This is a genomic window from Bradyrhizobium sp. JYMT SZCCT0428 (genome assembly GCF_018131075.1).
GTDB lineage: Bacteria > Pseudomonadota > Alphaproteobacteria > Rhizobiales > Xanthobacteraceae > Bradyrhizobium.
The window spans coordinates 66,286-92,533 of sequence record NZ_JAFCLS010000014.1; the positions used below are offsets into that span (position 1 = coordinate 66,286).

32 protein-coding genes and 1 pseudogene are annotated in these 26,248 nt (G+C 63.3%); 15 read left to right on the plus strand and 18 right to left on the minus strand.

Annotated elements, in window-relative coordinates; genetic code table 11:
• Positions 1-17: 17 nt before the first annotated feature.
• From pgeF to JQ575_RS16320, 4 genes are all read right to left on the minus strand, one after another.
• A complete protein-coding gene (gene pgeF, locus JQ575_RS16305) occupies positions 18-782 on the minus strand; it encodes a peptidoglycan editing factor PgeF (RefSeq protein WP_212034254.1) in 765 nt (254 codons plus the stop codon).
• Positions 779-1,906: a class I SAM-dependent methyltransferase gene (locus tag JQ575_RS16310; RefSeq protein WP_212034255.1), complete on the minus strand. Its 1,128-nt coding sequence runs from the start codon at positions 1,904-1,906 to the stop codon at positions 779-781. Before JQ575_RS16310 ends, pgeF begins: the two co-directional genes overlap by 4 nt.
• Positions 1,907-1,919: 13 nt before the next feature.
• A complete protein-coding gene (gene lgt, locus JQ575_RS16315; protein ID WP_212034256.1) occupies positions 1,920-2,759 on the minus strand; it encodes a prolipoprotein diacylglyceryl transferase in 840 nt (279 codons plus the stop codon).
• A 78-nt stretch (positions 2,760-2,837) separates the two neighbouring features.
• Positions 2,838-3,572, minus strand: coding sequence for a dienelactone hydrolase family protein (locus JQ575_RS16320; RefSeq protein ID WP_212034257.1), 735 nt, complete (start codon positions 3,570-3,572; stop codon positions 2,838-2,840).
• A 183-nt stretch (positions 3,573-3,755) separates the two neighbouring features.
• On the opposite strand from JQ575_RS16320, the gene JQ575_RS16325 reads away from it, so the two are divergent.
• From JQ575_RS16325 to ychF, 4 genes are all read left to right on the plus strand, one after another.
• Positions 3,756-4,025 carry an accessory factor UbiK family protein gene (locus JQ575_RS16325; RefSeq protein WP_192737674.1) on the plus strand — a complete coding sequence of 90 codons (270 nt, stop codon included), beginning with the start codon at positions 3,756-3,758 and terminating at the stop codon, positions 4,023-4,025.
• Between the two features lie 301 nt (positions 4,026-4,326).
• The gene (locus JQ575_RS16330; RefSeq protein WP_212034258.1) at positions 4,327-5,067 is read left to right on the plus strand and encodes a 50S ribosomal protein L25/general stress protein Ctc; all 741 of its coding nucleotides are present in this window, start codon (positions 4,327-4,329) and stop codon (positions 5,065-5,067) included.
• Positions 5,068-5,088: 21 nt separating this feature from the next.
• Positions 5,089-5,694, plus strand: coding sequence for an aminoacyl-tRNA hydrolase (pth, locus tag JQ575_RS16335; protein ID WP_212034259.1), 606 nt, complete (start codon positions 5,089-5,091; stop codon positions 5,692-5,694).
• 39 nt (positions 5,695-5,733) lie between these two features.
• Positions 5,734-6,831 (plus strand): redox-regulated ATPase YchF, encoded by a 1,098-nt coding sequence (ychF, locus tag JQ575_RS16340; protein ID WP_212034260.1) that lies wholly within the window; start codon positions 5,734-5,736, stop codon positions 6,829-6,831.
• On the opposite strand, the gene JQ575_RS16345 is transcribed toward ychF, so the two are convergent.
• On the minus strand, positions 6,828-7,121 hold the full coding sequence (locus JQ575_RS16345) for a DUF4282 domain-containing protein (protein ID WP_192737670.1): 294 nt from the start codon (positions 7,119-7,121) through the stop codon (positions 6,828-6,830). The two genes, ychF and JQ575_RS16345, sit on opposite strands and share 4 nt — an antisense overlap.
• A gap of 210 nt (positions 7,122-7,331) precedes the next feature.
• Here JQ575_RS16345 and JQ575_RS16350 point away from each other — a divergent pair, with 210 nt between their 5' ends.
• The 3 genes from JQ575_RS16350 (at position 7,332) to JQ575_RS16360 (ending at position 8,561) form a co-directional block, all read left to right on the plus strand.
• Entirely contained in the window at positions 7,332-7,793 is a 462-nt protein-coding gene (locus JQ575_RS16350; protein ID WP_212034261.1) for a MaoC family dehydratase, read from the plus strand.
• A gap of 8 nt (positions 7,794-7,801) precedes the next feature.
• Positions 7,802-8,302, plus strand: a complete 501-nt coding sequence (locus JQ575_RS16355; protein WP_212034262.1) for a MaoC family dehydratase — start codon at positions 7,802-7,804, stop codon at positions 8,300-8,302.
• Positions 8,303-8,420: 118 nt separating this feature from the next.
• Positions 8,421-8,561, plus strand: coding sequence for a hypothetical protein (locus tag JQ575_RS16360; RefSeq protein ID WP_212034263.1), 141 nt, complete (start codon positions 8,421-8,423; stop codon positions 8,559-8,561).
• An 83-nt stretch (positions 8,562-8,644) separates the two neighbouring features.
• Here the strand turns inward: JQ575_RS16360 and JQ575_RS45705 are convergent, their stop codons facing one another.
• The 7 genes from JQ575_RS45705 to JQ575_RS16390 all read right to left on the minus strand — a co-directional run bounded on the left by JQ575_RS45705 (position 8,645) and on the right by JQ575_RS16390 (position 14,264).
• The gene (locus JQ575_RS45705; protein ID WP_283816511.1) at positions 8,645-8,776 is read right to left on the minus strand and encodes a hypothetical protein; all 132 of its coding nucleotides are present in this window, start codon (positions 8,774-8,776) and stop codon (positions 8,645-8,647) included.
• 186 nt (positions 8,777-8,962) lie between these two features.
• Positions 8,963-9,385, minus strand: a complete 423-nt coding sequence (locus tag JQ575_RS16365) for a hypothetical protein (protein WP_192737666.1) — start codon at positions 9,383-9,385, stop codon at positions 8,963-8,965.
• Between the two features lie 155 nt (positions 9,386-9,540).
• The gene (locus tag JQ575_RS16370; RefSeq protein ID WP_212034264.1) at positions 9,541-10,464 is read right to left on the minus strand and encodes a hypothetical protein; all 924 of its coding nucleotides are present in this window, start codon (positions 10,462-10,464) and stop codon (positions 9,541-9,543) included.
• 200 nt (positions 10,465-10,664) lie between these two features.
• Positions 10,665-11,099 carry a nuclear transport factor 2 family protein gene (locus tag JQ575_RS16375; protein WP_212034265.1) on the minus strand — a complete coding sequence of 145 codons (435 nt, stop codon included), beginning with the start codon at positions 11,097-11,099 and terminating at the stop codon, positions 10,665-10,667.
• A gap of 193 nt (positions 11,100-11,292) precedes the next feature.
• Entirely contained in the window at positions 11,293-11,559 is a 267-nt protein-coding gene (locus JQ575_RS16380; protein ID WP_212034372.1) for a hypothetical protein, read from the minus strand.
• Between the two features lie 210 nt (positions 11,560-11,769).
• Positions 11,770-12,213 carry a nuclear transport factor 2 family protein gene (locus tag JQ575_RS16385; protein WP_212034266.1) on the minus strand — a complete coding sequence of 148 codons (444 nt, stop codon included), beginning with the start codon at positions 12,211-12,213 and terminating at the stop codon, positions 11,770-11,772.
• A gap of 1,196 nt (positions 12,214-13,409) precedes the next feature.
• Complete coding sequence (locus tag JQ575_RS16390) at positions 13,410-14,264, minus strand: hypothetical protein (protein ID WP_249166682.1); 855 nt, start codon at positions 14,262-14,264, stop codon at positions 13,410-13,412.
• A 90-nt stretch (positions 14,265-14,354) separates the two neighbouring features.
• Here JQ575_RS16390 and JQ575_RS16395 point away from each other — a divergent pair, with 90 nt between their 5' ends.
• Both JQ575_RS16395 and JQ575_RS16400 read left to right on the plus strand, forming a co-directional pair.
• Positions 14,355-14,546 carry a hypothetical protein gene (locus tag JQ575_RS16395; RefSeq protein ID WP_212034267.1) on the plus strand — a complete coding sequence of 64 codons (192 nt, stop codon included), beginning with the start codon at positions 14,355-14,357 and terminating at the stop codon, positions 14,544-14,546.
• A gap of 273 nt (positions 14,547-14,819) precedes the next feature.
• Positions 14,820-15,152 (plus strand): hypothetical protein, encoded by a 333-nt coding sequence (locus JQ575_RS16400; protein ID WP_312015948.1) that lies wholly within the window; start codon positions 14,820-14,822, stop codon positions 15,150-15,152.
• A 115-nt stretch (positions 15,153-15,267) separates the two neighbouring features.
• On the opposite strand, the gene uvrB is transcribed toward JQ575_RS16400, so the two are convergent.
• The 5 genes from uvrB to JQ575_RS16425 form a co-directional block, all read right to left on the minus strand.
• Positions 15,268-18,294 carry an excinuclease ABC subunit UvrB gene (gene uvrB / locus JQ575_RS16405; protein ID WP_212034269.1) on the minus strand — a complete coding sequence of 1,009 codons (3,027 nt, stop codon included), beginning with the start codon at positions 18,292-18,294 and terminating at the stop codon, positions 15,268-15,270.
• Positions 18,295-18,393: 99 nt separating this feature from the next.
• On the minus strand, positions 18,394-18,615 hold the full coding sequence (locus JQ575_RS16410) for a hypothetical protein (RefSeq protein ID WP_212034270.1): 222 nt from the start codon (positions 18,613-18,615) through the stop codon (positions 18,394-18,396).
• A 14-nt stretch (positions 18,616-18,629) separates the two neighbouring features.
• Positions 18,630-18,851: a hypothetical protein gene (locus JQ575_RS16415; protein ID WP_212034271.1), complete on the minus strand. Its 222-nt coding sequence runs from the start codon at positions 18,849-18,851 to the stop codon at positions 18,630-18,632.
• A gap of 120 nt (positions 18,852-18,971) precedes the next feature.
• Positions 18,972-20,189, minus strand: a complete 1,218-nt coding sequence (locus JQ575_RS16420; protein WP_212034272.1) for an NAD(P)-binding domain-containing protein — start codon at positions 20,187-20,189, stop codon at positions 18,972-18,974.
• On the minus strand, positions 20,179-21,084 hold the full coding sequence (locus tag JQ575_RS16425) for a LysR substrate-binding domain-containing protein (protein WP_212034273.1): 906 nt from the start codon (positions 21,082-21,084) through the stop codon (positions 20,179-20,181). Before JQ575_RS16425 ends, JQ575_RS16420 begins: the two co-directional genes overlap by 11 nt.
• Positions 21,085-21,173: 89 nt before the next feature.
• Between JQ575_RS16425 and JQ575_RS16430 the strand changes: the two genes are divergently transcribed.
• From JQ575_RS16430 to JQ575_RS16450, 5 genes are all read left to right on the plus strand, one after another.
• Positions 21,174-21,935 (plus strand): sulfite exporter TauE/SafE family protein, encoded by a 762-nt coding sequence (locus tag JQ575_RS16430; protein ID WP_212034274.1) that lies wholly within the window; start codon positions 21,174-21,176, stop codon positions 21,933-21,935.
• Between the two features lie 33 nt (positions 21,936-21,968).
• On the plus strand, positions 21,969-22,205 hold the full coding sequence (locus tag JQ575_RS16435) for a hypothetical protein (protein WP_212034275.1): 237 nt from the start codon (positions 21,969-21,971) through the stop codon (positions 22,203-22,205).
• Between the two features lie 141 nt (positions 22,206-22,346).
• Complete coding sequence (locus JQ575_RS16440) at positions 22,347-23,054, plus strand: glutathione binding-like protein (RefSeq protein WP_212034276.1); 708 nt, start codon at positions 22,347-22,349, stop codon at positions 23,052-23,054.
• Between the two features lie 179 nt (positions 23,055-23,233).
• Positions 23,234-23,929, plus strand: a complete 696-nt coding sequence (locus JQ575_RS16445) for a glutathione S-transferase family protein (RefSeq protein ID WP_212034277.1) — start codon at positions 23,234-23,236, stop codon at positions 23,927-23,929.
• Between the two features lie 132 nt (positions 23,930-24,061).
• Positions 24,062-24,709 carry a VOC family protein gene (locus JQ575_RS16450; protein WP_212034374.1) on the plus strand — a complete coding sequence of 216 codons (648 nt, stop codon included), beginning with the start codon at positions 24,062-24,064 and terminating at the stop codon, positions 24,707-24,709.
• A 14-nt stretch (positions 24,710-24,723) separates the two neighbouring features.
• Here the strand turns inward: JQ575_RS16450 and JQ575_RS16455 are convergent, their stop codons facing one another.
• Positions 24,724-25,515 (minus strand): crotonase/enoyl-CoA hydratase family protein, encoded by a 792-nt coding sequence (locus JQ575_RS16455; protein WP_212034278.1) that lies wholly within the window; start codon positions 25,513-25,515, stop codon positions 24,724-24,726.
• Between the two features lie 85 nt (positions 25,516-25,600).
• On the opposite strand from JQ575_RS16455, the pseudogene JQ575_RS16460 reads away from it, so the two are divergent.
• Positions 25,601-26,199: pseudogene (locus JQ575_RS16460) on the plus strand (TetR/AcrR family transcriptional regulator).
• The last annotated feature ends 49 nt before the right edge of the window (positions 26,200-26,248 follow it).

Genomic DNA, 26,248 nt, shown 5'->3' on the forward strand with positions numbered 1-26,248 from the left:
AATTGCGCTGGCGGAACTCAGTCGGTCAGCGCGATGGCGTGAACATGCCTTCCGTAATCCGGCTCTTTGCGATGCACCGAGCGGCGGTAGCTGTAGAAGCGTTCGTCGGAATAGGTGTCGACGCCGATGTCGTCGATCATCAGCACGCCGGCGTTTTCCAGCCGCATCCGGATGTAGCCGGCAAGGTCGAACATCGAATGGCCGGCGCGCTCCGAAGCAATGAAGTAGGCGGCATTGCCGGCGTCGGCATCCAGAAAACGTTCCAGGAATTCGCCGCCGACTTCGTAGGAATGCTGGCGGATCAGGGGACCGATCGCCGCCACCGTGCCGCTGCGGTCGGCGCCCAGCTTCTCCATCGCATCCACGGTGGATTCGATTACCCCGGTCAGCGCGCCCTTCCAGCCGGCATGGGCCGCGCCGATCACGCGGGCCGTGGGATCGACGAACAAAATCGGCCCGCAATCGGCCGCGGTGACGCCGATCGCAAGGCCTTCAGTGCGGGTGACCAGGGCGTCGGCGCGCGGCTTGTCCCCGGTCCAGGGGCCGGTCGCCACCACGGCATCGGGCGAATGGATCTGGTGCACGCTGAGAAAACGATCCGGTGCGACCCCCATCTGCTCGGCCATGCGGCGGCGATTTTCCGCGACGTGGGCGGCATCATCGTTCGAACCGAGGCCGCCATTGAGGCCCTCGTAAATCCCGCCGGATACGCCGCCCTCGCGGGTGAAGAAAGCGTGGCGCAGGCCCGGAATGGCCGAAAGCAACGAGGATCCGTAGGTCATGACGCCTCTTCGTCGGCAGCTTCCTGTTCGTCGGACAGGCCGGCGACCGAGGTGAGATGCGGCTCCGTGATCGCCAGCACCTTGAACATCGAGCCCATGCCGCCGCGGCCGCTATCGGTCAGCCGCTTCAGCGCATTGGAAATATCGGCGGATACTTCCGGCGTGGTCTTGCCCATCAGCGTCAACGCGCGGGTCTCGATGCCGAGCCGCTTGAGGAACTCGCCCTGCGTCACCGGACCGTGGGTGCGCGCGCCCATATCTTCGGCGGCGCGCACCAGCGCCTGGAAATCGACATGGGCGGTCACGTCGGCCTGTCCCGGATTCTTCAAGGGATCGGCGAAGCTGTGACGGGCGATGGCCTGGAAGGTGTCGCCGGCGTCGCTGCGCAGATGGCCGTAATCGATGATCAGCGCCGCGCCGTCCTGTTCGCGAACGCGCTTGGCGATCTTCATGATCTCGGCGTCGGGCCGCCATTCGAACACGGCGCCGACAGGGGCGGCACGCACCAGTGGCGGCAGCAGCACCTCGAAGCGCGGCGTCGGCTCGTCGGCGGCCGCGAACACCAACTTGCCGCCGTCGTCGAGCTTGATCACGCGCTCATGCCAGCCGGTCTCGCGCTTCACCACCTGGTGGATCGGCAGCACGTCGAAATACTCGTTGGCGAAAATAACCGCAGGGCCCTCGGGCACGTCGTCGATGCTGTCGTGCCAGCTGAGATTGCGCACGCCGGACAGCGTCGCGCTTTGCTTCTCGCGCAGCACCGGATTGATCTCGACGAGGTGTGTGCTGAGCGACTGATAGAGCGGCGGCAGCACCCGCAGCGCGCGCAGCGCATCCGCCATCATGGTGCCGCGGCCGGGCCCGAGCTCGACCAGCCGCAGCGCCGGCGGCGAGCCGATCGCCCTCCAGACCGAAGCCGCCCACAATCCGAGCAGTTCGCCGAACATCTGGCTGACTTCGGGCGCCGTTGTGAAATCGCCCTCCCGGCCCAGCGGATCGCGCGACACGTAATAGCCGTGCTCGGGATGCATCAGGCATAGTTCCATGTACCGCCAGACCGGCATCGGGCCTGACGATTGGATCAGCTTCCTGATCTCGGACTGCAGCGGCGAAAGTTCGGTCACGGCCTGCCTTGCGTTAAATTGACTTCTGCAAATGCTCCGGCGCCTTGCGCCATGCCATCACCATCAGGATGGCTCCGGCAATGATCATCGGCACCGACAACAGCATACCCATAGTCAGCCCGCCCCACAAAAATCCAAGCTGCGGGTCCGGCTCACGGAAGAACTCGCTTATTATTCGGGCAATTGCGTAGATCGCGATGAAACTGCCGAGGATCAGGCCCGGCCGCTTCAGGGCACCCATCCGAATCATGACCGCCAATATCGCAAACAGCAGGATGCCCTCGAGCGCCGCCTCATAGAGCTGGCTGGGGTGGCGCGGCAGCGGCCCGCCATTTGGGAACACCATCCTCCAGGGCACGCTGGAATCGGCCGGCCGGCCCCACAACTCGCTGTTGATGAAGTTGGCGAGCCGCCCGAGGAACAATCCGATCGGCCCGACGCCGGTGGTGATGTCGCCGAGCGAGAGGATTGAGATGCCGTGTTTGCGGCAGAACAGCATCACCGCGGCGACGCAGCCGAGGAAGCCGCCATGAAACGACATGCCGCCGTTCCACAATTCGAAAATCTCGGCCGGGTGCTGCGCAAAGTAGGCGGGATTGTAGAACAGCACATAGCCGGTGCGGCCGCCGACGATGATGCCGATCGTGACCCACAGGATGAAATCGTCGAGCTGCACCAGCGTGATCGGCGCCGGCCCGCCCCATAATCTCTCATTTTTGACCAGTGACCGTGCATAAATCCATCCCAGCACGATGCCGCCGATATAGGCGAGCGCATACCAGCGGATCACGAACCATCCGATCGAGAAGGCGATCGGATTGAAAACTGGAAAGTCGATGGTGAGGAAAGGCATTGGGCTCACAGGGCCTTGGTGTAGACGGCATAGGCCACGCCGAAGATCGGCGGGGACCCTTACATCGGAACCTTGCGATCAGGTGGCGAGGTTGCGGCGATAGAGTGCCAGCAGCCGCTCCCAATGCCGCTCGGCGGCGTCGCGGTGATAGACCGGCCGCTTCGGGAAGGCGAAGCCGTGATGGGTGCCGGGATAGACCTCGACCTCGTTGTTCGATCCCTTCATGCCCTGCTTCAGCTGCTCGATGATCTCGGCCGGCGCGTAGATATCGGTTTCGGCGCAGGCGAAGTACAGTTCGGCCTTGGTCTTGCCGGCGGCAATATGCGGGCTGTCCGGCTGGTCGGTCGCCAGATGCGTGCCGTAGATCGAGGCAGCGGCTTTCACCTGGTCCGGAAAATGCGTCGCCGCGTTGACCGCGTAGCGGCCGCTCATGCAGTAGCCGACGGTGCCGACGATGGCGGTGTTGGCGGCCTGTTGGGTCGCGGCATAGGCGAGCAGGGCCTTGGTGTCCTCCATCACCATCGGAATATTGATCGAGGCCATGAACTCGAACATCCGCTTGCGCTCGGGCGCATCCGGGTCCGGCGGAATCGGCCCCAGCTCCATCACGCCGGAGCGGTAATACATATTGGGCAGCATCACGTAGTAGCCTGAGGTCGCGAGCCGCCGCGCCATGTCGCGCAATTCCTCGCGGATCGCCGGCGCGTCCATGTAGAACAGGATGACGGGAAACGGTCCGCCGCGCTCGGGATGGGTGATGAAAGTGGTGGTCTTGCCGTCCTTGGTCTGGATGTCGATCTGCTGGTCGATCATGTGCGTTTCTGTTTTCTGATTTTGGCTAGGGGGGTGGGCGCCCGCTACGATTGCAAGGAAAGGAGGGCATGACAAGGCAACGGACATCACCTTGGCGTTGAACGGCACTCTTGAACCCGGGCGTTTGGATCGCCATTGTCTTGCTGGAAGCAGACCCAGTTGCAGCGACCGGAGCGTTTAGCGATGACCCAGACCAACAATCGGTTTTTCGACGAGATCGGCCGTTTGATGAACGACGCTGCCGGCGCCGCCCAGGGCGTCAAGCGCGAGGTCGATGCGGTCGTTCGCAACCAGGCCGAACGCATCCTGCGCGACCTCGACCTCGTCAAGCGCGAGGAGTTCGACGCGGTCAAGGACATGGCCCGGCTGGCGCGCGAGGAAAACGAGGCGCTGAAGACCCGCATCGAAGCGCTGGAAGCCAGGCTAGGGGGTTCTCAGCCGGCGACCAGCTGAGGGTCTATGTCATGTCCGGGCATAGCCGTTCGAAGAACGGCGTCGCTTCCGCTCGCCTGTGCCCGGGCATCCATCAATCTTCATGAAAAGACCGGCGATGAAGGATGGATTACCGGGTCAAGCCCGGCAATGACAGGCTTTGAAGGCGGGCAGAAAAATCCCCTGATTTCCTTGTCATTTTGGCGCTTTGGGGCTAAAAGCCCGCCACGTCCGCAGCCCCCGCACCCCTGGAGGCTTGCTGTCGGACGCTACCGGGCCGCGTTGCGGCCTTTAACTTTTTAGAAAACAAGGACTTAACACGATGGCGACCGTCAAGGAATTGAAGGCGACCGCGCGTCCGCAGAGCGGCAAGGGGGCCGCCCGGGCAGAGCGTCGCGCCGGGAGAGTTCCCGGAGTGATCTATGGCAACAACCAGCCCCCCGTGACCATCTCGGTCGACGATGCCGAACTGCGCCAGCGCATTCTGGCCGGCCGGTTCCTGACCACGATTTACGACATCGATCTCGAGGGCAAGAAGCACCGCGTGATTCCGCGCGACTTCCATCTCGATCCGGTGCGTGACTTCCCGCTGCATGTCGACTTCATGCGGCTCGGTGAAGGCGCCACCATCCGCGTCAGCGTTCCCCTGCATGTGGTCAACGGTGAAGTCTCGCCCGGCGTCAAGCGCGGTGGCACGGTCAACATCGTCACCCACACCATCGATCTCGAATGCTCGGTCGACAATATTCCGCAGTATATCGAGGCCGATGCCGGCGCGCTGGAAATCAGCCACTCGCTGCATCTGTCCGACATCAAGCTGCCCGCTGGCGTCAAGTCGCTGTCGCGTGAAGATGCAACGCTCGTGACCATCGTGCCGCCGTCCGGCTACGCCGAAGAACTGAAGGCGGCTGCTGCGGCTGCCGCTGGCGGTGCTGCGGCTCCCGGTGCTGCTCCGGCGGCGGGTGCGGCTGCTGCGCCCGCAGCGGGTGCTGCTGCTCCGGCGGCTGGTGCGAAGGCACCCGCGGCTGGCGCCAAGGCACCGGCTGGCGACAAGAAGAAGTAAGCGAACGCGGGATGCCGCGTCATGCGCCTGTTTGTTGGCCTCGGTAATCCCGGCACGAAATACGCGAACAACCGGCATAATATCGGTTTCGCGGTCGTCGATGAAATTGCGCGGCGTCATGGTTTCGCACCATGGCGCCGCCGTTTTCAGGGCGAGACGTCGGAAGGCACGCTTGAGCGCGAGCGCGTGGTCCTGCTCAAGCCCATGACCTACATGAACGAGTCCGGGCGTGCGGTGCAGGAAGCCGCGAACTTCTTCAAGCTCGGGGTCGGTGAGATCATCGTGTTTCAGGACGAGCTCGAACTGCCGCCGGCGAAAGTACGCGTCAAGGTCGGCGGTGGCATTGCCGGCCATAACGGGTTGCGCTCGATCTCCTCGCATATCGGCAACGACTATCGCCGGGTGCGGCTCGGGATCGGTCATCCCGGCGTCAAGGAGCTGGTACACAGCCACGTGCTGTCGGATTTCGCCAAGAGCGATCGGCCCTGGGTCGAGGCTCTGTGCGAGGCGGTCGCCGACAATGCCGGCTTGCTCGCGACCGAGCGCGCCTCGACGTTTCAGAACAAGGTGCACCTGGCGCTGCAGGCCAAGGGATTTTTAGACAAGGGCGATGACGGCGCTGCGTAACGCGCCGCCGACCGCCAGCAACAGACTTCAGGACACGTCATGGGATTCAAATGCGGTATCGTAGGCCTGCCCAATGTCGGCAAGTCGACGCTGTTCAACGCGCTGACCGAGACTGCCGCGGCGCAGGCGGCGAATTATCCGTTCTGCACCATTGAGCCGAATGTCGGCGAGGTGGCGGTGCCTGATCCCAGGCTCGATAAATTGTCTGCCATCGCTAAGTCGGCCCAGATCATCCCGACGCGACTGACCTTCGTCGATATCGCGGGCCTGGTGCGCGGTGCCTCCAAGGGCGAGGGCCTCGGCAACCAGTTCCTCGCCACCATCCGCGAGGTCGACGCGGTGGCGCATGTGGTGCGCTGCTTTGAGGATTCCGACATTACCCATGTCGAAGGCAAGATCGCGCCACTGGCTGATATCGAGACCATCGAGACCGAGCTGATGCTGGCCGATCTCGACAGCCTCGAAAAGCGCGTCGACAATCTTACCAAGAAGGCAAAGGGCAACGACAAGGATGCCAAGGAACAGCTTGATCTCGTCAACCGCGCGCTGGTGCTGCTGCGCGACGGCAAGCCGGCGCGGTTCCTCGAACGCAAGGCAGAAGAAGAGCGTGCCTTTGGCATGCTTGGCCTGCTGACGTCGAAACCGGTGCTGTACGTTTGCAACGTCGAGGAAGGCTCGGCCAAGGACGGCAACAGCTTTTCCAAACAGGTGTTCGAGCACGCCAAGAAAGAGGGCGCAGTCGCGGTGGCGATTTCGGCCAAGATCGAATCCGAGATCGCGACGCTGTCACGCGAGGAGCGCGTCGAGTTCCTCGATACGCTCGGCCTCGAAGAGGCCGGCCTCGACCGCCTGATCCGCGCCGGCTACCAGCTGCTCGACCTCATCACCTACTTCACCGTCGGGCCGAAGGAGGCCCGCGCCTGGACCATCAACCGCGGCACCAAAGGGCCTGCGGCGGCCGGCGTGATTCATACCGATTTCGAAAAGGGCTTTATCCGCGCCGAGACCATCGCCTATGCCGACTACGTCGCGCTGGGTGGCGAAGCCGGCGCGCGCGACGCCGGCAAGCTGCGGCTGGAGGGCAAGGAATACGTCGTCGCCGACGGCGACGTCATGCATTTCAGGTTCAATACTTAATGCGTCTGGCCCTGGTCGCGGATCGCGCCGAGGTGCTCGTTGATGCGGAATACGATCAGGATGAATTCTGCGGCGATGCGTGAAAACACCACGCCGACCACGACGCTGGCGATCGAGGACAGCAGCACGATGAAGCCGCCGAACGGGCTGATCGCCATCGCGGCTAGCCCTGAGAAAATGCCGGATATACCGAACAGCACGATCAGGCCGATCACCAGCCAGTAAAAGGTCTTGATGATCGTGGGCGTGATAAAACGGTCCCACTGAAACAGATCCTGAAAATCGAACATCGGTGGTTCTCCCGGCAAGTCGAAAGTGATTCGCGTCCAGCCTCGCTCTTGAGCGCACAGGGCCTAGCTCCGAATGGGGTCTCGAGCAAGCCGAAGACGCGCACCGGTTGCAACGGTGCTCGCCCGTCGGGCACGAGCCATGCGGGTGGGCGGGTTGAGATTGCTGCAAATAACGGCCACAATCGGGCTTCCGCACTGTAAAATCCCATCATGACAACGCTCACCTTCGAAGATTTCAAGCCCGGCCATTTCGGTACGTTCGGACCGCGCCACGTCACGCGCGAGGAGATCCTGGCTTATGCTGCGGAGTACGACCCGCAACCGATGCATCTGGACGAAGCGGCCGCAGCCAAGTCGATGCTGAAGGGCCTCTCCGGGTCGGGCTGGCATCTTTGCTCGATCATGATGCGGATGATGTTCGACGGCTTCATCGGCCGCACCGCGTCGATGGGCTCGCCGGGCGTCAACGAGATGCGCTGGCTCTCACCTCTGCGGCCGGGCGATGATCTGATGCTCGATATCGAGGTCGCGGAGGCACGAGTCTCGCGCAGCCGTCCCGAGACAGGCATCGTGACGTTCAAGGGCGTGGTCAAGAACGCCGCCGGCGTGACGCTGTGCGAGATGGTGTCGCCGATCATCGTGCGCCGTCGCGCCGATGCCGCGGCGGAATAGGATCTTCAATGCGTTTCTTTGAGGACATTGAAATCGGTTCGCGGCGTGAGCTCGGATCGTTCACCTTCACCGCCGAGCTGATCAAGCAATTCGCCGCGCAGTTCGATCCGCAGGCGTTTCACCTCGACGAGGAGGCGGGACGCCAATCGCTGTTCGGCGGGTTGGCGGCGTCAGGATGGCATGTCGGCTCTGTCTGCATGAAGCTCTTGGTCGCCGACGGCCAGCGCCTGACGCGGGAGGCGATTGCGCGCGGCGAGGAAGTTGCGGTCTGGGGACCGTCGCCCGGTTTTCGCGAACTGCGCTGGATCAGGCCGGTATTGGCCGGTGACACCATCAGTTTTTCGAGTGTCGTCGAAACCAAGCGCACCTCGGACAAGCGTCCCGAATGGGGCATCCTGCAGGCCCGCAATACCGGAACCAACCAGCGCGGCGAACAGGTGTACTCGTTTTTGGCCACCGCCTTCGTGCGTGGCGGAGCGCGGGTTCCTGATCCGAGCCGGTATGCTTAGCGAACCGTTTTCTTGGTCCGGGCGCAGTTTACCATTCTGCGAAGCAATTTATTTGCTAACACATTTTGAACTTTCTGCCTGCCATATGAGACCTAGGGGAAGTACCGAGGGCACGACCATGGCAGATCGCAGTCACCTGAAACTTGTCGGCTTTATTTTCGCTACCGTCACGCTTTGCGTGATGCTGACGACTGCGATGGTGGTGAAGGGTTATGCCGACGGCGGCTACACGCTCGAGAGCACGTCGACCATCCAATAAGGTCAGGCTTTGCTAACCATGGTGCTGGATCGTACCAGCACTTGGAACCGTGCGACCTTAAAGCTGGCCTGCCCGTCGCCGGGTCAGCTGCTCCAGATCAGCGTCATCAACACTACCGCAACCGTCAGCAGTCCGACGAACCGGACCATGAGCGTGCCCATGCCATGTGCCGAATGCGGCAGTGGATGGGTGTTGTTGGGCTGACCGTTTTGCATCTCGTATCCCTGGAAGTTTGCCTACCGTTGGGCATCCGTCCCTTGATCCCGACGCGCTGCTTATAAAGTTCAAAACAGCCACATATCAAACGAAACCGCCGCCTTCTGTTGAAGAAGACGGCGGGTGTAGGATTTTTGCAACGGTCTGGAATCAGTAAAAGATCCCGGATCAGCCAGGATCCCGGATCAGCTGTTGCGCAGCCCGTCGGCGGCGCGCTTCCACTGCGTGACGTTGTCGGCGATCATGCGCGTCGACTTCATCGCCGCCTGGCTGAGCTGCGCATAGCCGGAGATTTCGCGCTGAACGCGCTGGCCTTCGGCATGCAGGAGATCGCGCAGGCTCTCGAGTTCCGAGATCAGCTTCTCGATTTCAGCAAGCGAGGTGCCAGCGACGCGCTGGATCAGCGAGTTGACGTTGTTGACGGTGGCCTCCGCGCTGGCATCGAGCGGCACGGTTTCCGTGGCACCCGCAGGCGGACGGCGCAGATAGGCGATGTCGTTGCGGACGAAGTCGCGGATCCCGGCCTCGACTTCCGACACCGCAGCGAGGTTGCTGTCGACGACATCCTCAGTTGATTCAACTTGTTCGGTTCGATTGGTAGCGTTCATCGGCCATTCCTCTGTTTCGCGATAAGCGAGCGCGGACGTCCCCCGCACGACGAAGTGAAGCGTTCCTATCAGTAGTGTGGAATTTGTCTGCATCTGGGCCAATATGCGGCAATGCTGCATCATTCTGAAGTGGATTGGCGAAGAACTGCAGCGGTTTACCAGCTGCGCTTGAAGCCTGCGCCAAAGCTCTTGTTAACCACGCCCGAGGGGGTCTCGCCGACCGAACCCGAGATGGTGACGCCGTCGAACAGTTTTTGCTCGGCGCCGACCTTGCGCAGCCATTTGTCGTCCGAGGTCGACAGCGTCTGGCCGGCCATGAAGCTGGTGCCGGTGTCGGTGATGCTCAGTCGCGCCGACTGGTCGGTCTCATAGCTGCGGGTCGGATGGCTGATGATGCCGGGCACCGGAACGATGCCCTGCTGGATCAGATTGTAGCTGTTCTGCAGCGTCAGCGAGTATTGCTCGCTGAGCGGCAGCGATTTGCTCAGGGAGGTGCCGAGCTTGCTCTGGTCCGCCCCGGGATCGACGCGGGCTTCGACTGACGTCTTGTCCCAGATCGAGCCGACACCCGGCGCTGTGATCGCGGCCCAGGCGGTGCCGGACGATTGCGGCAGGCTGCCGCCATTGGCGAGTTTTTCCGACAGCAATTCCTGGGCCGTCAGCGTGCCTTGCCGGGCGACCGTCATGTCGGCGCCGATCCGCGCATCCCAGAACGGGGTCAGCGACTGCTTGACCGACACCGCGGAGCTGCCGTTCGCCTTTTCGTTCGCCGACCAGGCCGTGTCTGCGCTGGTCGCGGCTTTCGATGCCGCGCGGGTCTTGGCGGCAGGCCCGGTCAGGGGCGCGGCATCGAGATCGAGCTGGCTCCAGTCGAGCTTGGAGACGTCGATATCCTTCATGACATCAGGGTCATTCACGTCGGGCGCCGCCGCGACGTCGGGGGCCGCTTCCTCCGCCAGCTCTTCGGTATCTTCATCGGCGGGCGGCGTTTGCGCCGCCACGGCCAGCACCGCGGCCAAGCTGAAGCCGGCCACCAGCAACGGCAGCCTTGTCCAGCCAAATCGTGTCGTGGAAGTCATTACCCGCCCGCATTCCAAATCTGGTGCAGAATGCGTTGGCGGTGGTGCGAAATTATGGCGAGGGCGCATGTGCGATAAGCACCAGAGTCCGTCATGGCCGGGCTTGTCCCGGCCATCCACGTCTTGCTTGGGGCTGGCAAAGCAAAGGCGTGGATGCCCGGGACAAGCCCGGGCATGACGAAGACATAAATCGTAGGCGGCTAAACCGCCATGCGCGGCAGATGGATGGGATAACCCACCGCCTGCTCGACCAGGTCGAAGGTGTCGACCAGCACGCGGAGGTTGGTCAGCTTGCCGGCCTTGAACTGGGCGAAATGCGCGACCCGCAGGCTGATCGGCTTGTTCGAATCCAGCGCGGTCAGCGAGTAGCGCATCATCGAGGCGGCGGAATCGACCCCCAGCATGATCGACTCGCGGTCGAAGCGATGGACGCGGATGTTCTCGGCGATCTGCCTGATCACCTCGATCACGGCCGCCTTGCCCCGGCGCGAGCCGAAGAACGGAAACATGTCGATCGGTCCATAGATCGCCCAATCGACGTCCTCGTCGAGCAGGGCTTCGAGATCGGCAGGCTGGCGTTCATTGATCGCACGATGCAACGCGCGCGAAAAACGCCAGAGACTATGCTCTGTCATTTGAGTTGGTCCTTGAAACTGATTTCAAACGGCAACGGCCCAAGAACGGCCCCAAGGCGTCCGCGTCGACGCCGGCCAGTCGCTAAATTCATTCGTACACTAACAATAGGCGTTTTTCGCTAAAATACAACCGACGTTTCTGCATTGCACAAATGCAGGATTTTCCGTGTTTTTGCCGCCGCTCGCGCCGTTTTTACCGCTCCCGGCGGCGCACCGGCTCGCGCTCGATGGCGATCTCGGCGTCCTTGATCGCGATCACGCCGAACAGCAAAGCGCCCCCGATACCGCCGATCGCGGCGCCCAGCGGCATGAAGGTAAAGAACACCAGCATGCCGTTATAGCCTTCAAAACTCGTGACTTTAAAGATTTCGACCCAGGCCAGCCCGGCCCCGATTCCAAGTGCTGCACCTCCCAGCGCCCCCAACGCCAAACCAAGCAGAGCCAGCAATGCGATCTTCATATGTTCTTTTGCCCCGGAAAAAGCCTTGTGGTGTGTCGTCGCCGGGGCGGTGAGGTTCAACGGTGACGTATAATTCGTCATTCCGGGATGGTCCGCAGGACCAGACCTCAGGTGCGCAATTGCGCACCGGGGAATCTCGAGATTCTCAGGTGCGCAATTGCGCACCATAGTTCGATGCTTTGCATCGCCCCGGAATGACATTGTCTCCATCTACTCCGGCTTCCCACCCTTCAGGGCCGCGCTGACGTCGCGCTCCAGCAGCTGCTCGACCATGTCGAAGGTGTCGATGATCTCGCGGATCTGGGCGATGCGGCCGTCGCGGAAGGTATAGAACGCCGCGATGTCGAACTGCACCATCCGCTGATTGCTGCGCTTGCGGAAGAACACCCGGATGTTCGCCGCCACCCTGTCGCCCTCGGCGACCAGGATCGGCACCTCGCAACGCATCTCGGAATAGCGGGCGTGGACGGTGGTCCACATCTCGCGCATCGCTTCGGTGCCGCGGCGATGACCCATGTGGGGAAGCAGGTCGACCGGGGCGTTGGCGATGAATTCGACATCGTCGGTGCAGCGCGCCAGCGCCCCCTCGATGTCGCCGGCATAGTAGACGTCGAGGAAATTCAGTAGGCGCTGCCGATGCAGGTCCGCGGTCATCCAGTCGTTCTCCGCCGAGTTTCAACGTGCCCCGCGGCGGCCGGTTCCACAGCGAACGCCATAACACAGCGGCCGATCCGCAAAAGCAGGCACAAAGTCTGACGTCGCCAGCGTGGAAACGGTTCACTACTGCCAGCTGCAAGTCTTCAATCAAAACTTGCAATTGACGCCCGGCTGCATTGTGGGCCGAACGGTTGGGTTGGCAATGCGAGGAACTACGGAGGCCGCTGGAATACGCTGCACCGGCGCGGCCGCTGGTGCGTTCGCGTGCGAATGAAATGGAAGGGATTCGAATTTCAAACAGCCAAACCGACTACTCTCTAATCCGTCATCCCCGGACGAACGCACTTGCGCTCGCTCGGGAGGTGCGCGCTCTTGCGCGCCTCGAAGGACGACGGCCCGACTGTGGCCGATTCATCCTTCGAGGCTCGCTGCGCTCGCACCTCCAGCGACAACGGCGTAGCCGTTGCGCGGGGATGACGGGTAGAGAACATGTCTTCGCATTCCCGCGACGCGTTGCGCCCGAGGTTTGCAAGAATTCTTTCGCCCCCGAAAATCAGAGGGCGCAGGGAATGCCGGATGCGCGCTGCACCCGCGGTCTCGTGTGCAATGTGCACAAGGAAGTGCGCACACGAGCATACAGGGCAGCGGAGAACATCCGACATTCCCTGCGCAATGGCTTTACGGCTTATGACGCGCTCTCCCCGGTGAGACGGCCTCTATTGCCACCGTCGCCTCGCGGATCGCTCCGCAAGACTTGACGCCGTTACGGGCGCCAGGACCACACGCTTTCGCCGTACGCTTCAGCCGCGACCGTCAATCGCAACCTCAGCGTCCACCGCGACCCGCCCCTCGTCATGACGACGGCCGACGCCCCTCTGAGTGGGACGGGATGCCGATAGTTGTGCAGGCGATTTGGGGCGGATGGAAAGAGAAATATTTTTGATTTGCAGAAATTTCCTGCTTGACACGATTTCCGTAAATCGGAAGTGATTTGCCCGTCGTGCCGTTTTGCCGCAGCTCTTTCCGTTCCCTCCCCCCTTGCGGGGGAGGGGCAGGGAGAGGGGTGGCGGCAACGGCGGTGCGCGTGGCTTACCCCTCTCCCCAACCCTCCCCCGCAAGGGGGGAGGGAGCCGACCGTTCGAGTGGCGTCGATGTCGCCCCACATAGCGGAGAACAACAAAAGCCCGCCTTCCTCACCCCTGCGGCGTCACCTTGCGCGTGACAAGATCGATGATGAATTTGCCGCGCCTCTCGTAGCCTTCCGGCACATAGGCCTCGCCGCGCGAGAGCTTGCCAAAGACTTCCTTCGGTTTGGGAAACACCTTGCGGCAGGCCTTCCGGATCGTGTTCGCGTCGGCATGGCGCACTGTCACGGTCAGCGTCTGCGGCCGCGGCCCGGCCTTGATGTCCGAGACTTCGAAATATTTCGAACGCTCCTTGCAGGTAACGACGTTGGCGCCATAGGCGCGAATCGAATCCGCCGCGGTGATCAGAAAATCCGGCGAGATGCTGATGTTCCTGCTGTAGTCCTGGGTGAACACGAACTCGGCGACGCCGGTTTCCAGATTGCCCTGGCCGGTATGGCCGGTGATACACATCAGCCAATCCTGCTGCGCGCTCTTCGCCAGGGTGATGCAGTCATTGACCTGCGAGCCCGGCTGAAAACTCCTGAAACTGGTCTTGCCGCCGCTCTGCTCGAACACGACCGAGCCGCCATTGTCGGTCGCGTGCGGCTCGCAGCCGCTCTCGTAATTGACCACCAGAAGCGGATTGCCTGCGGCGATGAACCGGCCACTGTGACGATCGGCTGTCAGCTTGACGTCGCACGCACGGTCTCCCGCATCCGGATAGTTCTTCGCCCGCTTGCAGGTCGATCCTTCGATATCGGTAGCTTCGCAAAACGTCGACAGCAGCGCGCGGTCGGCATCGTCAGCGCGAGCCGGGCTGGCGAGCAGGCAGGCGCCGGCAATGGCCAGCGCGACGAGAGCAGCAAACGATTTCGGCATCGGGCGGGTCATGGTTTCAGTCGGCGGGAACAATTGGTTCATGTTGGCTTGGTCGGCGCAAGGCGGGGCCGCGTTCACGCGGGAACGAGTACGGCCTGTCCCGCGTTTCTCCTGCTATCAATGGAGAATCTGATGACCAAACCGATTGAAAAAACCATTACGCCCGTTCCCGAGGAGAACAGGAGTCACAAGGGCCCCGGCAGCACGCCGAAGGTGGCCGTCGACACCACCAAGGGCCATCGCGACGACGAGAAGAACAACATCCGCGAACAGGGCGATCACGGCAATATGACGCAGAACACGAGTAATCGGCGGTCGGGGTGATCGGCGGCGCACCCACCCTCCCTCGTCATTCCGGGGCGTGCGAAGCACGAGCCCGGAATCCATAACCACGATCGGGAGTATGGATTCCGGGCTCTCGCTTCGCGAGCCCCGGAATGACAAGGGGAGGGAGTGCGTGACACGCATCACGCCACACCCCTGCACAACCACCTATCCTGGCGGCATCAACGTCCCCACCGGGGACCACAGAAAGCCGCCGCCATGAACGTCATGTCAGCCCCGAAATCCAGCTCGCGGAACCGTCTCGAAGGTTTTGTGCTGACCGCGCTGTTCCAGGGCTTCCCCACCTTCGCCGCCGCTGCGCTGATGCTCAAGCTTGTCGGCAGCCACGAAATCGTCGGCCAGCGCTACGGCGCCGCGATCTTCGTCGTGCTGGCCGCTGTCTTTTACGCCCTGCTGACGCCGTGGCTCGCGCGCAAATTCCCGAAGCGGTTCGGGTACGGCTTCGAACCGCTGTTCTTCGACGCCAGCCTGTCCTTCATCGAAAAGATCGCGCGCTGGCGGACCCAGCCGGTCACCTCGCTGCAACTGGTGACCAACGTGATGTTGCTGTCGCTGCTGGCGGTGGGGATTGCAAGCGTGGGGTAGGGCTCGTCTCGGGGCGATGCGAAGCATCGAACCCGGAATCCATAACCGCGATCGGGAGTATGGATTCCGGACAGCCGCTTCGCGGCTTCCGGAATGACGGCTTAATGATTGATCGCTACCTCTTCTTCCACCCGCCCCGATGCCCCGGTGCGCCGCCGCTCGATCGCGGCGCCGGGCCGAACTCCGGCCCCGATTGGCGAGAGTCGGTGGGCTGGAAGATTTTGGTGTTGCCGCCGATGTCGGGCTTGCGCGGTTTTGCGCCGCTGGGGCGGTCGGGCAGGGATTCCGGGCCGTGCATTTCGTCGAGGTGGGGTTTGTGGACTTTGGAGGTGCCGGTGGCACCGCCCGTGGGCTGCCCCTCACCCCGACCCTCTCCCCGCGAAGGGCGGGGCGAGGGGGAAGAGGCACCGCTGCCGCCGCGCATTCCGAAGCCTCTTTTCTTCGAGGCGCTGGCCGGGAGGTTCGCGGAGTCGCCATATTTCTTCGTGCCCGCGTACGCACCGGCCTTCGCGGCCACGCCGCGCTGCTTGATGGTGGGGTCGTCGACCACGGCGAGCTCGGTGGCGCGGAGGCGTTTGACTTCGTCGCGTAATCTGGCGGCTTCCTCGAAGTTCAAATCGGCGGCGGCTTCGCGCATTCTTGTTTCGAGATCGTTCAGCACGGTCTCGAAATTGTGGCCGATGCTGATGACGTCGTCGGCCATGCCGCCGTCGCCGATTTCCACCAGCACATGGTCGCGCTCGTAGACGCTGTTCATGATGTCGCCGATGGATTTCTTGATGCTTTCGGGCGTGATGCCGTTGGCGGTGTTGTACTCGACCTGCTTCTCGCGGCGGCGGTCGGTTTCGGCGATAGCGCGCTCCATCGAGCCGGTCATCTGGTCGGCATAGAGGATCACCTTGCCGTCGACGTTGCGCGCGGCGCGGCCGATGGTCTGGATCAGCGAGGTCTCGCTGCGCAAAAAGCCTTCCTTGTCGGCGTCGAGGATCGCGACCAGCGCGCATTCGGGAATGTCGAGGCCCTCGCGCAAGAGGTTGATGCCGACCAGCGCGTCGAACGCGCCGAGGCGGAGATCCCTGATGATCTCGATGCGCTCGATCGTGTCGATATCGGAGTGCATGTAGCGCACGCGGATGCCCTGCTCGTGCAGGTATTCGGTGAGGTCTTCCGCCATGCGCTTTGTCAGCACCGTGATCAGCGAGCGATAGCCGGCCTGCGCGGTGGCGCGGACTTCGCCGACGAGATCGTCGACCTGGGTGCGGGCAGGGCGGATGTTCACCGGCGGATCGATCAGGCCGGTGGGGCGGATCACCTGTTCGACGAACACGCCGCCGCTTTCGTTCAGCTCCCAGCCGCTCGGCGTGGCGGACACCGCGACCGATTGCGGGCGCATCATGTCCCACTCCTCGAAGCGCAGCGGGCGGTTGTCCATGCAGGAGGGCAGGCGGAAACCGTATTCGGCCAGCGTCGCCTTGCGCCGAAAATCGCCTTTGAACATGGCGCCGATCTGGGGAACGGTGACGTGGCTTTCGTCGGCGAAAACAAGCGCGTTGTCGGGGACGTATTCGAACAGCGTCGGCGGCGGCTCGCCGGGGCGGCGGCCGGTGAGGTAGCGCGAATAGTTCTCGATGCCGGCGCAGCTTCCCGTCGCTTCCATCATTTCGAGATCGAACGTAGTTCGCTGCTCCAGCCGCTGCGCTTCCAGCAGCCGGCCCTGGTTGTTGAGCTGGTCCAGCCGCAGCTTCAATTCTGATTTGATCGACTTGATCGCCTGCACCAGCGTCGGCCGCGGCGTCACATAGTGCGAGTTGGCGTAGATCTTGATGAATTCGAGATCGTCCTGCTTGTGGCCGGTGAGCGGATCGAATTCCTCGATATTTTCGACGGTGTCGCCGAACAGGTTCACGCGCCAGGCGCGGTCTTCATAGTGCGCCGGGAAGATGTCGATGACGTCGCCGCGAACACGGAAGGTGCCGCGGGTGAAATCGGCCTGGGTGCGCTTGTATTGCAGCGCCACGAGGTCGGCGATCAATTGCCGCTGGTCGATGCGCTCGCCCTTCTTCAGCGCGAAGGTCATCGCGGTGTAGGTCTCGACCGAGCCGATACCGTAGATGCACGACACGGACGCGACGATGATGACGTCGTCGCGCTCCAGCAGCGCGCGCGTCGCCGAGTGGCGCATGCGGTCGATCTGCTCGTTGATCGAGGAGTCCTTCTCTATGTAGGTGTCGGTGCGCGGCACATAGGCTTCGGGCTGGTAGTAGTCGTAATAGGAGACGAAATATTCCACCGCGTTGTCGGGGAAGAAGCTCTTGAACTCGCCATAGAGCTGCGCCGCCAGCGTCTTGTTCGGCGCCAGGATGATGGCGGGGCGCTGCGTCGCCTCGATCACCTTGGCCATGGTGTAAGTCTTGCCGGAGCCGGTGACGCCGAGCAGCACCTGGGTGCGGTCGTTGCGGCTGATGCCTTCGACCAATTCCTTGATCGCGGTCGGCTGGTCGCCCTTCGGTTCATACTCGGACTTGATCTCGAAGCGCACGCCGCCTTCGGACTTCTCCGGGCGGGGCGGGCGGTGCGGCGTCCAGACCTTCACGCCGCCGCCTTCGCCCTTGAATTCGGGCCGGCCCTCGCGGATCAGATCTTCCAGCGCATCGGCCGTAGCCTGGACGCCGAGCGCCTCCATCTTGTTGCGCGGCGGCCGCGCCAGCGCGGCGGCGTCTTCCTCCTCGGTGGTGAAGCCGAATTGTTTTGCCAGTGCCGGATCGAGCGTCGGGATGGTCGCCGACGTGCCGTAATTGGCTTGCGGGGCTTCGTCGAGGCCGTCCGGATTGCTTCGTGCGCCCGGCGGCTGCGGATTCGGGCGCAGCGGTTGCGGATAGGGATCGGCGGAACTCGGCGGGAAGTTCTTGGGCGTCGACGATCGCGCGCGATGCACGGCGGCTTCGCCGCCGGAACGGCGGTCCTTCGAATTATCCGGCGGCGGCTGCAGGCCGGTGCCCGAGCCCATGCCGGCATCGCCGCGGTTGATCGCGGGATTGAGCAGTTCCGCCAGAGCGGGCCCGATCGGCTGAACTTCCGGCCGGTGCGCTTTGGATTTCGGGGTTTTGCCTGATTTTTTCGGGGAGTCGGGTTTCTTCGCCATGGGGCGAATATGGGGCCAATCGGCGCGCGAAAAAAGGGCAAAGCCGGTGTTGATTGAACGGCCGATTTTAGGCCGTTCCAATGTCAGCAGGTGTCAGCGTCAGGCGAAGACGTCGCCGGAATCCGCAACCGTCGCGGGGGGTGAATCGGCCTTGACGATGTCGAGATGGATGCCGCCGCACTTCGTGCAGCGCATGGTCCAGTATTCGGCGCCGGCCTTGCCGGGGATGATGCGCAGCACGGCGAGGGAGGCACTGCATTGCGGGCAGTTCGACATCACCTGCCTGGGTGGCTGCGCCGGGTTGGGTTCGACTTGCGACATCCCAGCCGCCTGTTTCAGACCGACGCCGCCATCGTGTAGCGCTGCCGGTTGTGGTCGATATGGGCTTTCGCATCCGCGATCGCCGCTTCCGGATCGGACCATGCAAAGCCGACTTCGAGCGTCGGAAACGACAAGCCATCGATGACGACCGGCGCGAGATCGGCTCGTTGTATCCTGGCGTGCCATTGCCCTCTCCCCGCTTCGAACGACTGAATTTCAAAGCCGCCGTAAATCATGGCTGAACTCCCGGGATCCCGATCGCCCCCGCGATCATCCGGGCCTGACCAGACCATGGTTTTTCGACGGCCGGTGTGAACCGGTTCACATCTCGCGGCATTTTTGCGGAAGCGGGAACTTCAGCGTAGGGCGGCAATGTGATCGGCGAGCACGGCGGCATCGTCGCCGACGCCCGACAAAAAGGCGGAGTACAGCTTCGACAGATAGGGCAGGCCGAGGAAATAGAGCCCCGCTACCTCTGACACGCCGCCCCGATGGACCGGCTCGCCGCTGCCATCCCGGACCGGAAGGTCGATCCAGCTGAAATCGACGCCGTAGCCGGTGGCCCAGACCACCGCATGGACCTCCTCGTTGCCGAGGTCGAGGCGCCGGATCGGTTCGGTGACGCAAGGCGGATCGGCCAGCACAATACGGGCGGCGGGGTCAGTGGGCAGATGGAGGCCGTGCTGTTCGACATGCGCGTCCAGCATGTCGAGGAAACCTGCATAATAGAGATCTCCGTTGGCGAGATTTTCGGCGAGACCAGCGGCAATCTCGAGCACGCCGTCGCGCGCCGCCAAAACCCTTCCCAGCAGCGTGATGCCGTCAGCGGCGAATCGATGGAAGTCGATGGTGTAGCCGCCATAGGCGCCCGTGATCGACGGGTTGACCCGGATCGGGCCGCGCTGCTCCGCCGTCATGTCGAACAGGCGAAGGGCGCCGAACCACCAGGTCAAATCCTGTCCGCGGTAACGGCGCGGCATGCGGGTGTGCTGGCCGACCGAAAGAAAGACGCGGCGGCCGGCGCGATGCAGTTCGTCGGCGATCTGCGCGCCGGACGCGCCTGCGCCAACCACCAGCACGGCGCCCGGTGGCAGCTGGTCGGGATTTTTGTAGCTGCTGGCATGGACCTGAAACACCGGATCATCGCGCAGCAGGTCCGGCATCAGCGGCTGCTGATAGGGCCCGGTCGCGACCACGACGTTGTTGGCCTCGATGGTGCCATCCGCGGTCTCGGCGATGAAGCCGGCGTCGCCGCGCTTCAAATGTGTGACCTCGACGCCGCAGCGGATTGGCGGCGCGACGAATTCGGCAAAGGCGTCGATGAATTCCACGATCTCGCCGCTGGTCGCAAAAGCGTCCGGATCGCTGTGCGGAAAGGCAAAATCCGGCAGTTGCACCGACCAGTTCGGGAACTGGAATTTCAGCCCGTCCCAGCGCTCGCTGCGCCAGCGCTCGGCAATGCGCGCCCGTTCCAGCACCAGATGCGGGATGCCGCGCTGCTTGAGCCGGTAGCTCATCACGAGCCCGGCCTGGCCGCCGCCGATGACCAGCGTGTCGATGCGTTCAGTTGGCATGGCGCGGGCCCTTGCGGCGGGCGGCGGGTTCGGCCGCCGCGCGGATGATCCAGCGCCGGAACGCGACAAAGTCGCGCTGGCCGGTGCTGTATTCGCGATAGACCAGGTACCAGCGCATGCCCTTCGGCACGCTCAGCGCAAACGGCGCCACCAGCCGGCCGGCGGCGAGGTCGTCGTCGATATAGGGGCGGATGCCCATCGCGATGCCGAGGCCGTCGACCGCGGCCTGCAGCGCCTGGCCGTAGAATTGAAACTCCGGTCCGCGCGCGCTGACGCGGGCGACGCTTGCCGCCTTCAGCCATGACGGCCAGTCGTCAGGCGAATGCGCGACGCGCAGCAGCGCGGGTCCCTTCAGATCGCCGGGCCGCTTGAGCGAGCTGGCGAGGCGGGGCGCGCAGACCGGCAACAGATCGGCCGCGAACAGCGGCTCGGCGATCAGCCCCGGCCATTCGCCGTCGCCGAGCTGGATGCCGCAGCTCCAGTCCTCGCCGAACGGCGCGGCCGCGCCGCCGGTGGTGATGCGGACATCGATGTTGGGTTCCTGCTTGTGGAAATCCGCCAGCCGCGGGATCAGCCAGCGCATCGCAAAGGTGGGCCCGACGCCGATGGTCAGCACGCGGACGGTGGAGGGCGCGGTGACCTGCGCGGTCAGGCTCGCCAGCGCGTCGAAGATCGGCGTCAGCCCGCTCTGATAGGTGCGACCGGCGGCCGTCGTCACCAGGCGGTTGGCCTTGCGCTCGAACAGCGCCACCCCGAGCCGGTCTTCCAGAAGATGCACCATCCGGCTGACCGCGGCCGCCGATACGTTGAGTTCGCTACCTGCCGCCGCAAAGCTGCCGCTCCGCGCCGCAGCCTCGAATGCCTTGATGCCGTTGAGGAAGAGCAGCCGCCGCATTCCAACCCTCAGGAAAACTGATGCCAGGGCAAGATAACTCAGTTTGCACGTCGCGTCCAAGCGCGGCAGTAATATCCTTGGAGATTCAAATGACGCCGCTTTTGATCGCAGCACTGGGTTTGTTGATGGTCGCGACAGCTTTCCTGTCGGGCCTGTTCGGCATGGCCGGCGGCATGATCCTGATCGGCGTGCTGCTGGCCCTGATGCCGCTGCCGACGGCGATGGTGCTGCATGCGATCACGCAGATGGCGTCCAATGGCTGGCGCGCCTTCCTGTGGCGCGCGCATATCAGATGGCGGCCGGTCGCGGTCTATCTGATCGGCTGCGCGCTGGCGCTCGGGCTCTGGTCGCTGACTCGTTATGTGCCGGACAAGCCGATCGCGCTGCTGCTGCTCGGGGTCACGCCGTTCATGGCGCGGCTGATGCCGGCGAATTTGAAGCCGGACCCGGACAGCATCTGGCAGGGCAGTTTCTACGGCTTCATCTGCATGGGTCTGATGCTGATGACCGGCGTGTCCGGCCCATTGATGGATACGTTCTTCCTCGGCGGCAAGTTCGACCGCCGCGAGATTGTCGCGACCAAGGCGACCTGCCAGGTCGCGAGCCACCTCGTCAAGCTGGTCTATTTCGGCGGCATCATCGATCAGGCGGCGTCGCTCGATCCGGTGCTGGCGGCGGTGGCGATCGCAGCCTCGATGCTCGGCACCACGCTGGCGCGGCGCATTCTGGAAGCGATGAGCGACGCGCAGTTCCGCACCTGGGCGGGACGGTTGATCACGACGGTCGCCAGCTACTACATCCTCTATGGCGGCTGGCTGCTGGTCACGCGCTCCAGCGCGATGGCATTTTGATATCGAACGGCATTTCGAACGAAGGAGGGCCCGATGACCGAGACGACAGACGCACTGGTGCTCGATCTCGTCGAATGGGTGGCGCGCGAGCCGAGACTCTATTCCGAAGTGATCGAGACCTGGCGCACCTCATGCCCGCGGCTGACGATCTGGGAAGACGCGGTCGATCGCGGCTATGTCGCGCGCCAGCCGGTGGCCGGCCTCGGCGTGCGCGTCGCGATTACCGAAGGCGGCAAGAATTTTCTGCGGGAACACGGGCGGGCGAACTGATCGTTTCGCGCGCGTGCGGGAAGGCATCACATTCGCGCGCGCCGGACCAATTCCATTGACTTCACGGCGCGACCCGACCACATTCATGCATCCGCATCCTTTTCGCGATGCGTGCAGTTTCCTCAACGCGGGACCGTGCCCATGATCGACCTTCATTACTGGACCACGCCGAACGGCCACAAGATCACGATGTTCCTCGAAGAGACCGGGCTCAGTTACAAAATTTTCCCGGTGCAGATTGGCAAGGGCGAACAGTTCAAGCCGGAGTTTCTGGCGATCGCGCCGAACAACCGGATTCCCGCGATGGTCGATCATGAGCCGAAGGGTGGCGGCAAGCCGATCTCGGTGTTCGAGTCCGGCGCGATGCTGCTGTATCTCGCCGAGAAGACCGGGAAGTTCCTGCCGGCAGATCCCTATGGCCGCTATGATGCGATCCAGTGGACGTTCTGGCAGATGGGCGGTCTCGGGCCGATGGCCGGGCAGAACCACCATTTCCGCAACTACGCCCAGGAAAAAATCAAATACGCCATCGACCGCTATGTGAATGAAACGAACCGGCTCTACGGCGTGCTGAACAAGCGCCTCGCCGACCGCGAATTCATCGCCGGTGATTACTCGATCGCCGACATGGCGAGCTATCCCTGGATCGTGCCCTACAAGAATCAGGAACAGAATATCGACGACTTCCCGCATCTGAAGCGCTGGCTGGAGACCATCCGCGCGCGGCCCGCGACCGAGCGCGCCTACGCACTGGCCAAAGAGATCAATCCGAATTTCGGCCAGCCGGTCAACCGTACCGAGGAAGAGCGCCGGGTGCTGTTCGGCCAGACCGCGGCGGTGGTGCGGTAGGCTTGCGCGCCACTCCATCCACGTCATTGCGAGCCAACGGGTCGCGCGAATGCGCGCCCGATGACAGGCTCCGCGAAGCAATCCATATCTCCGCTCGGGGATAGATGGATTGCTTCGTCGCTTGCGCTCCTCGCAATGACGGTTAGTCTGGCAGCTGTGTTTCAAACTGGCGCGCAAGCATGACTCTCAAACTCTTCGAACTCGTCGGCGCCGACGCCGCGCGCCCGTTCAGCCCGTACTGCTGGCGGACGCGGATGGCGCTGGCGCATAAGGGGCTCTCCGCGGAAACCATCCCGTGGTGTTTTACGGAAAAGGACGCGATCGCGACGCACGGATCCGAAAGGGTGCCGGTGCTGCTCGACGGCGAAACGTCGGTCGTCGATTCCTGGACCATCGCGAACTATCTCGAAGACAAATATCCGGACCGGCCGTCGCTGTTCGGTGGCGAGGGCGGCCGCGCCTTGGCCCGCATGCTGAACTGCTGGGGCGATGTTACCGTGATCGGCGGCCTGTCTCCGATGATCGTCGCCGACATCCCCTTGAACCTGAAGCCGGTGGACGCCGCCTATTTCCGCAAGTCACGGGAAGTACGCTTCGGCAAGCCGCTGGAAGAGGTGGTGGCGGACCGCGACGAGACAGTCGAAGGCTTTCGCAGGTCGATCGACCCGTTGCGGCTGACCTTGAAGACGCAATCCTATCTCGGCGGCGGGCAGCCGAATTATGCGGACTACATCGTGTTCGGCGGGTTTCAGTGGGCGCGCGTGGTCAGCCCGTTCAAGCTGCTTGGGGAAGACGATCCGGTCTATGACTGGCGCGAGCGGCTGCTCGACGCGTTCGACGGCATGGCGCGCAAATCGCCGGGGTTTGCGGTGTAGGTTCCGGCGCGCGACAGCCCGCTTGACAGAAACCGGTCGTCTCCGTCATTCTTGCCGGGCTGCATGTAGGGCGCATCGGCTTTCGCCGAAGGGGCAATGCCCACCTACGTAACGTCAACCGTAGCTGCGCCCATGCTGAATCTCGAAAACCTGAGGAAGCAGGCCAAGCTCGTTCTGCGCTGGCATCGTGACCGTTACTATCCGGTCGCGGCCCAGATCAGGTCGGGCCTGCCTCGCTATGGCCAAATGACCGATTCCGAAATCCTCGCGAAAAGCTTCAAGCTCAGCGATGCGCAGGAACTGGTCGCGCGGCAGCATGGCTTCGAGAGTTGGCAGGCGCTCAAGACAGGACTCAACACCATGTCAGATCATGCAGACGTCATTTCCACCAAAGCCGTCATATCCGCCGCCGAGCCGCAACTCTTCGTCGCCGATATCAAGGCTTCCTGCGATTTCTTCACCGGCAAGCTCGGCTTCACCATCGCCTTCATTTATGGCGAGCCGCCGTTCTACGCACAGGTTTTGCGCGATGGGGCGCGGCTCAATTTGCGCTGCGTCGAGGCGGGGGTGATTGACCCTGGCCTGCGCGACCGCGAGCAATTGCTCTCAGCGTCACTCAGGGTCGCGACGACGGAAGAGATCAAGCAGCTATTTCTCGAATTTCAGGCGGTGGATGTCACGTTCTTCCAGACGCTCAAGCGAGAGCCATGGGGTGCCAGGGATTTTATCCTGAAGGACCCCGACGGCAATCTGCTGCTGTTTGCCGGACCTGCGGAGTAGTCCAGCAGCCGACATCACCGCCCGCTATAGCTCGGCGGCCGCCGCTCGCGCCAGGCGGCCAGGCCTTCGCGGAGGTCGTTGGTCGGCACCATGGCGGCGAACTGCTCGCTCTCGACTTGCAGCCCTTCGCCGATGGCCATGTTCAAGCCGCGGGTGACTGATGTGATGATGCTGCCAACCGCAAGCGGGGAGTGACGCATGATCCGTGTGGCCAGTTCGCGCGCAGCCGGCAGCAGTTCATCATGCGGCACGACTGAATTGACGAGCCCGATCTCCAGCGCCCGCGCGGGCGAAAAGGCATCGCCGGTCAACAGCAGCTCCAGCGCTCGCTTGCGCCCGGCCAGCCGCGGCAGGCGCTGGGTTCCGCCGAAGGTCGGCGGCATGCCGAGATTGATTTCCGGTTTTGCAAACTGCGCCCGGTCGCTGGCAATAGCCAGATGCACCGCCTCGGTGATCTCGCATCCGCCGCCGAACGCCAGGCCATTGACCGCGGCGATCACGGGCTTTCGGAATGCTTCGAGGCGCGCGGTCATCGCCTGTCCGCGCCGGACGAAGTCGCGTATCGCCGCATTCGGGCCCTGCCCAACGCTGCCCGAAAACTCCTTGATGTCGGCGCCTGCCGAGAACGCCCGCTCGCCGGCGCCGGTGAGGATCGCGGCGCCAATGCCGGCGTCGGTCTCGATCGTGTCGAGCGCGGCCATCAGGCGATCGATCAGATCGTAGTTCAGCGCGTTGAGTTTTTCGGGCCGGTTGAGCGTGATCAGCGCAATCCCGTTTTTGATATCGAGCAGCACGGCGTCGGACATGATGGTCTCCGCAAATGTCGGTGTCGGTGGCACCTTAGGCGCGGCATCACATTGTGTATATTCACTGGTCGGTATACATTGAGGCATGGCGAGATCGGAAACTCCCACCCGCGAGCGGATCGTTTCGGCGGCAAACGCGCTGTTCTACGCCGACGGTATTCGCGGCGTGAGCGTCGACGCCGTGGCGGCAAAGGCCGGCGTCACCAAGCGGAGCTGTATTATCATTTCAAGAGCAAGGATGACCTCGTGGCGGCCTATCTTGCCGGCCGAGACCAGCCAAATCTCGCGCTGTTCAAGCAATGGTTCGCGGAGGCCGACGGCGGATTGCCGGTAAAGATCGAGCGGATCTTTCGCAATCTCGCCCGCTCGGCCCGGCATCCCAAATGGAAGGGGTGCGGCTTCCTGCGCACCTCGGCGGAGCTGGCCAACATGCCCGGCCATCCCGCGATGAAGATCGGCGCCGCCCACAAGAAGAAGTTCGAGCACTGGCTGCGCGCCACGTTCGAGGCCGCCGGGATCGCCGAAGCATCGCAGCTCGCCCGGCAGATATTGCTGTTGCTGGACGGATCGTTCGCCGTCGTCCTGCTGCACCGCGATCCCAGCTATATGGAGACCGCAGGTCAAGCCGCGCATGCGCTGACCAAGGCGGCGCTGCCGGGGTGGGGGAAGTCGCGGGCGCGATAGATTTGGCAGTCCGTCATTGCGAGCGAAGCGAAGCAATCCACGCCCGCCG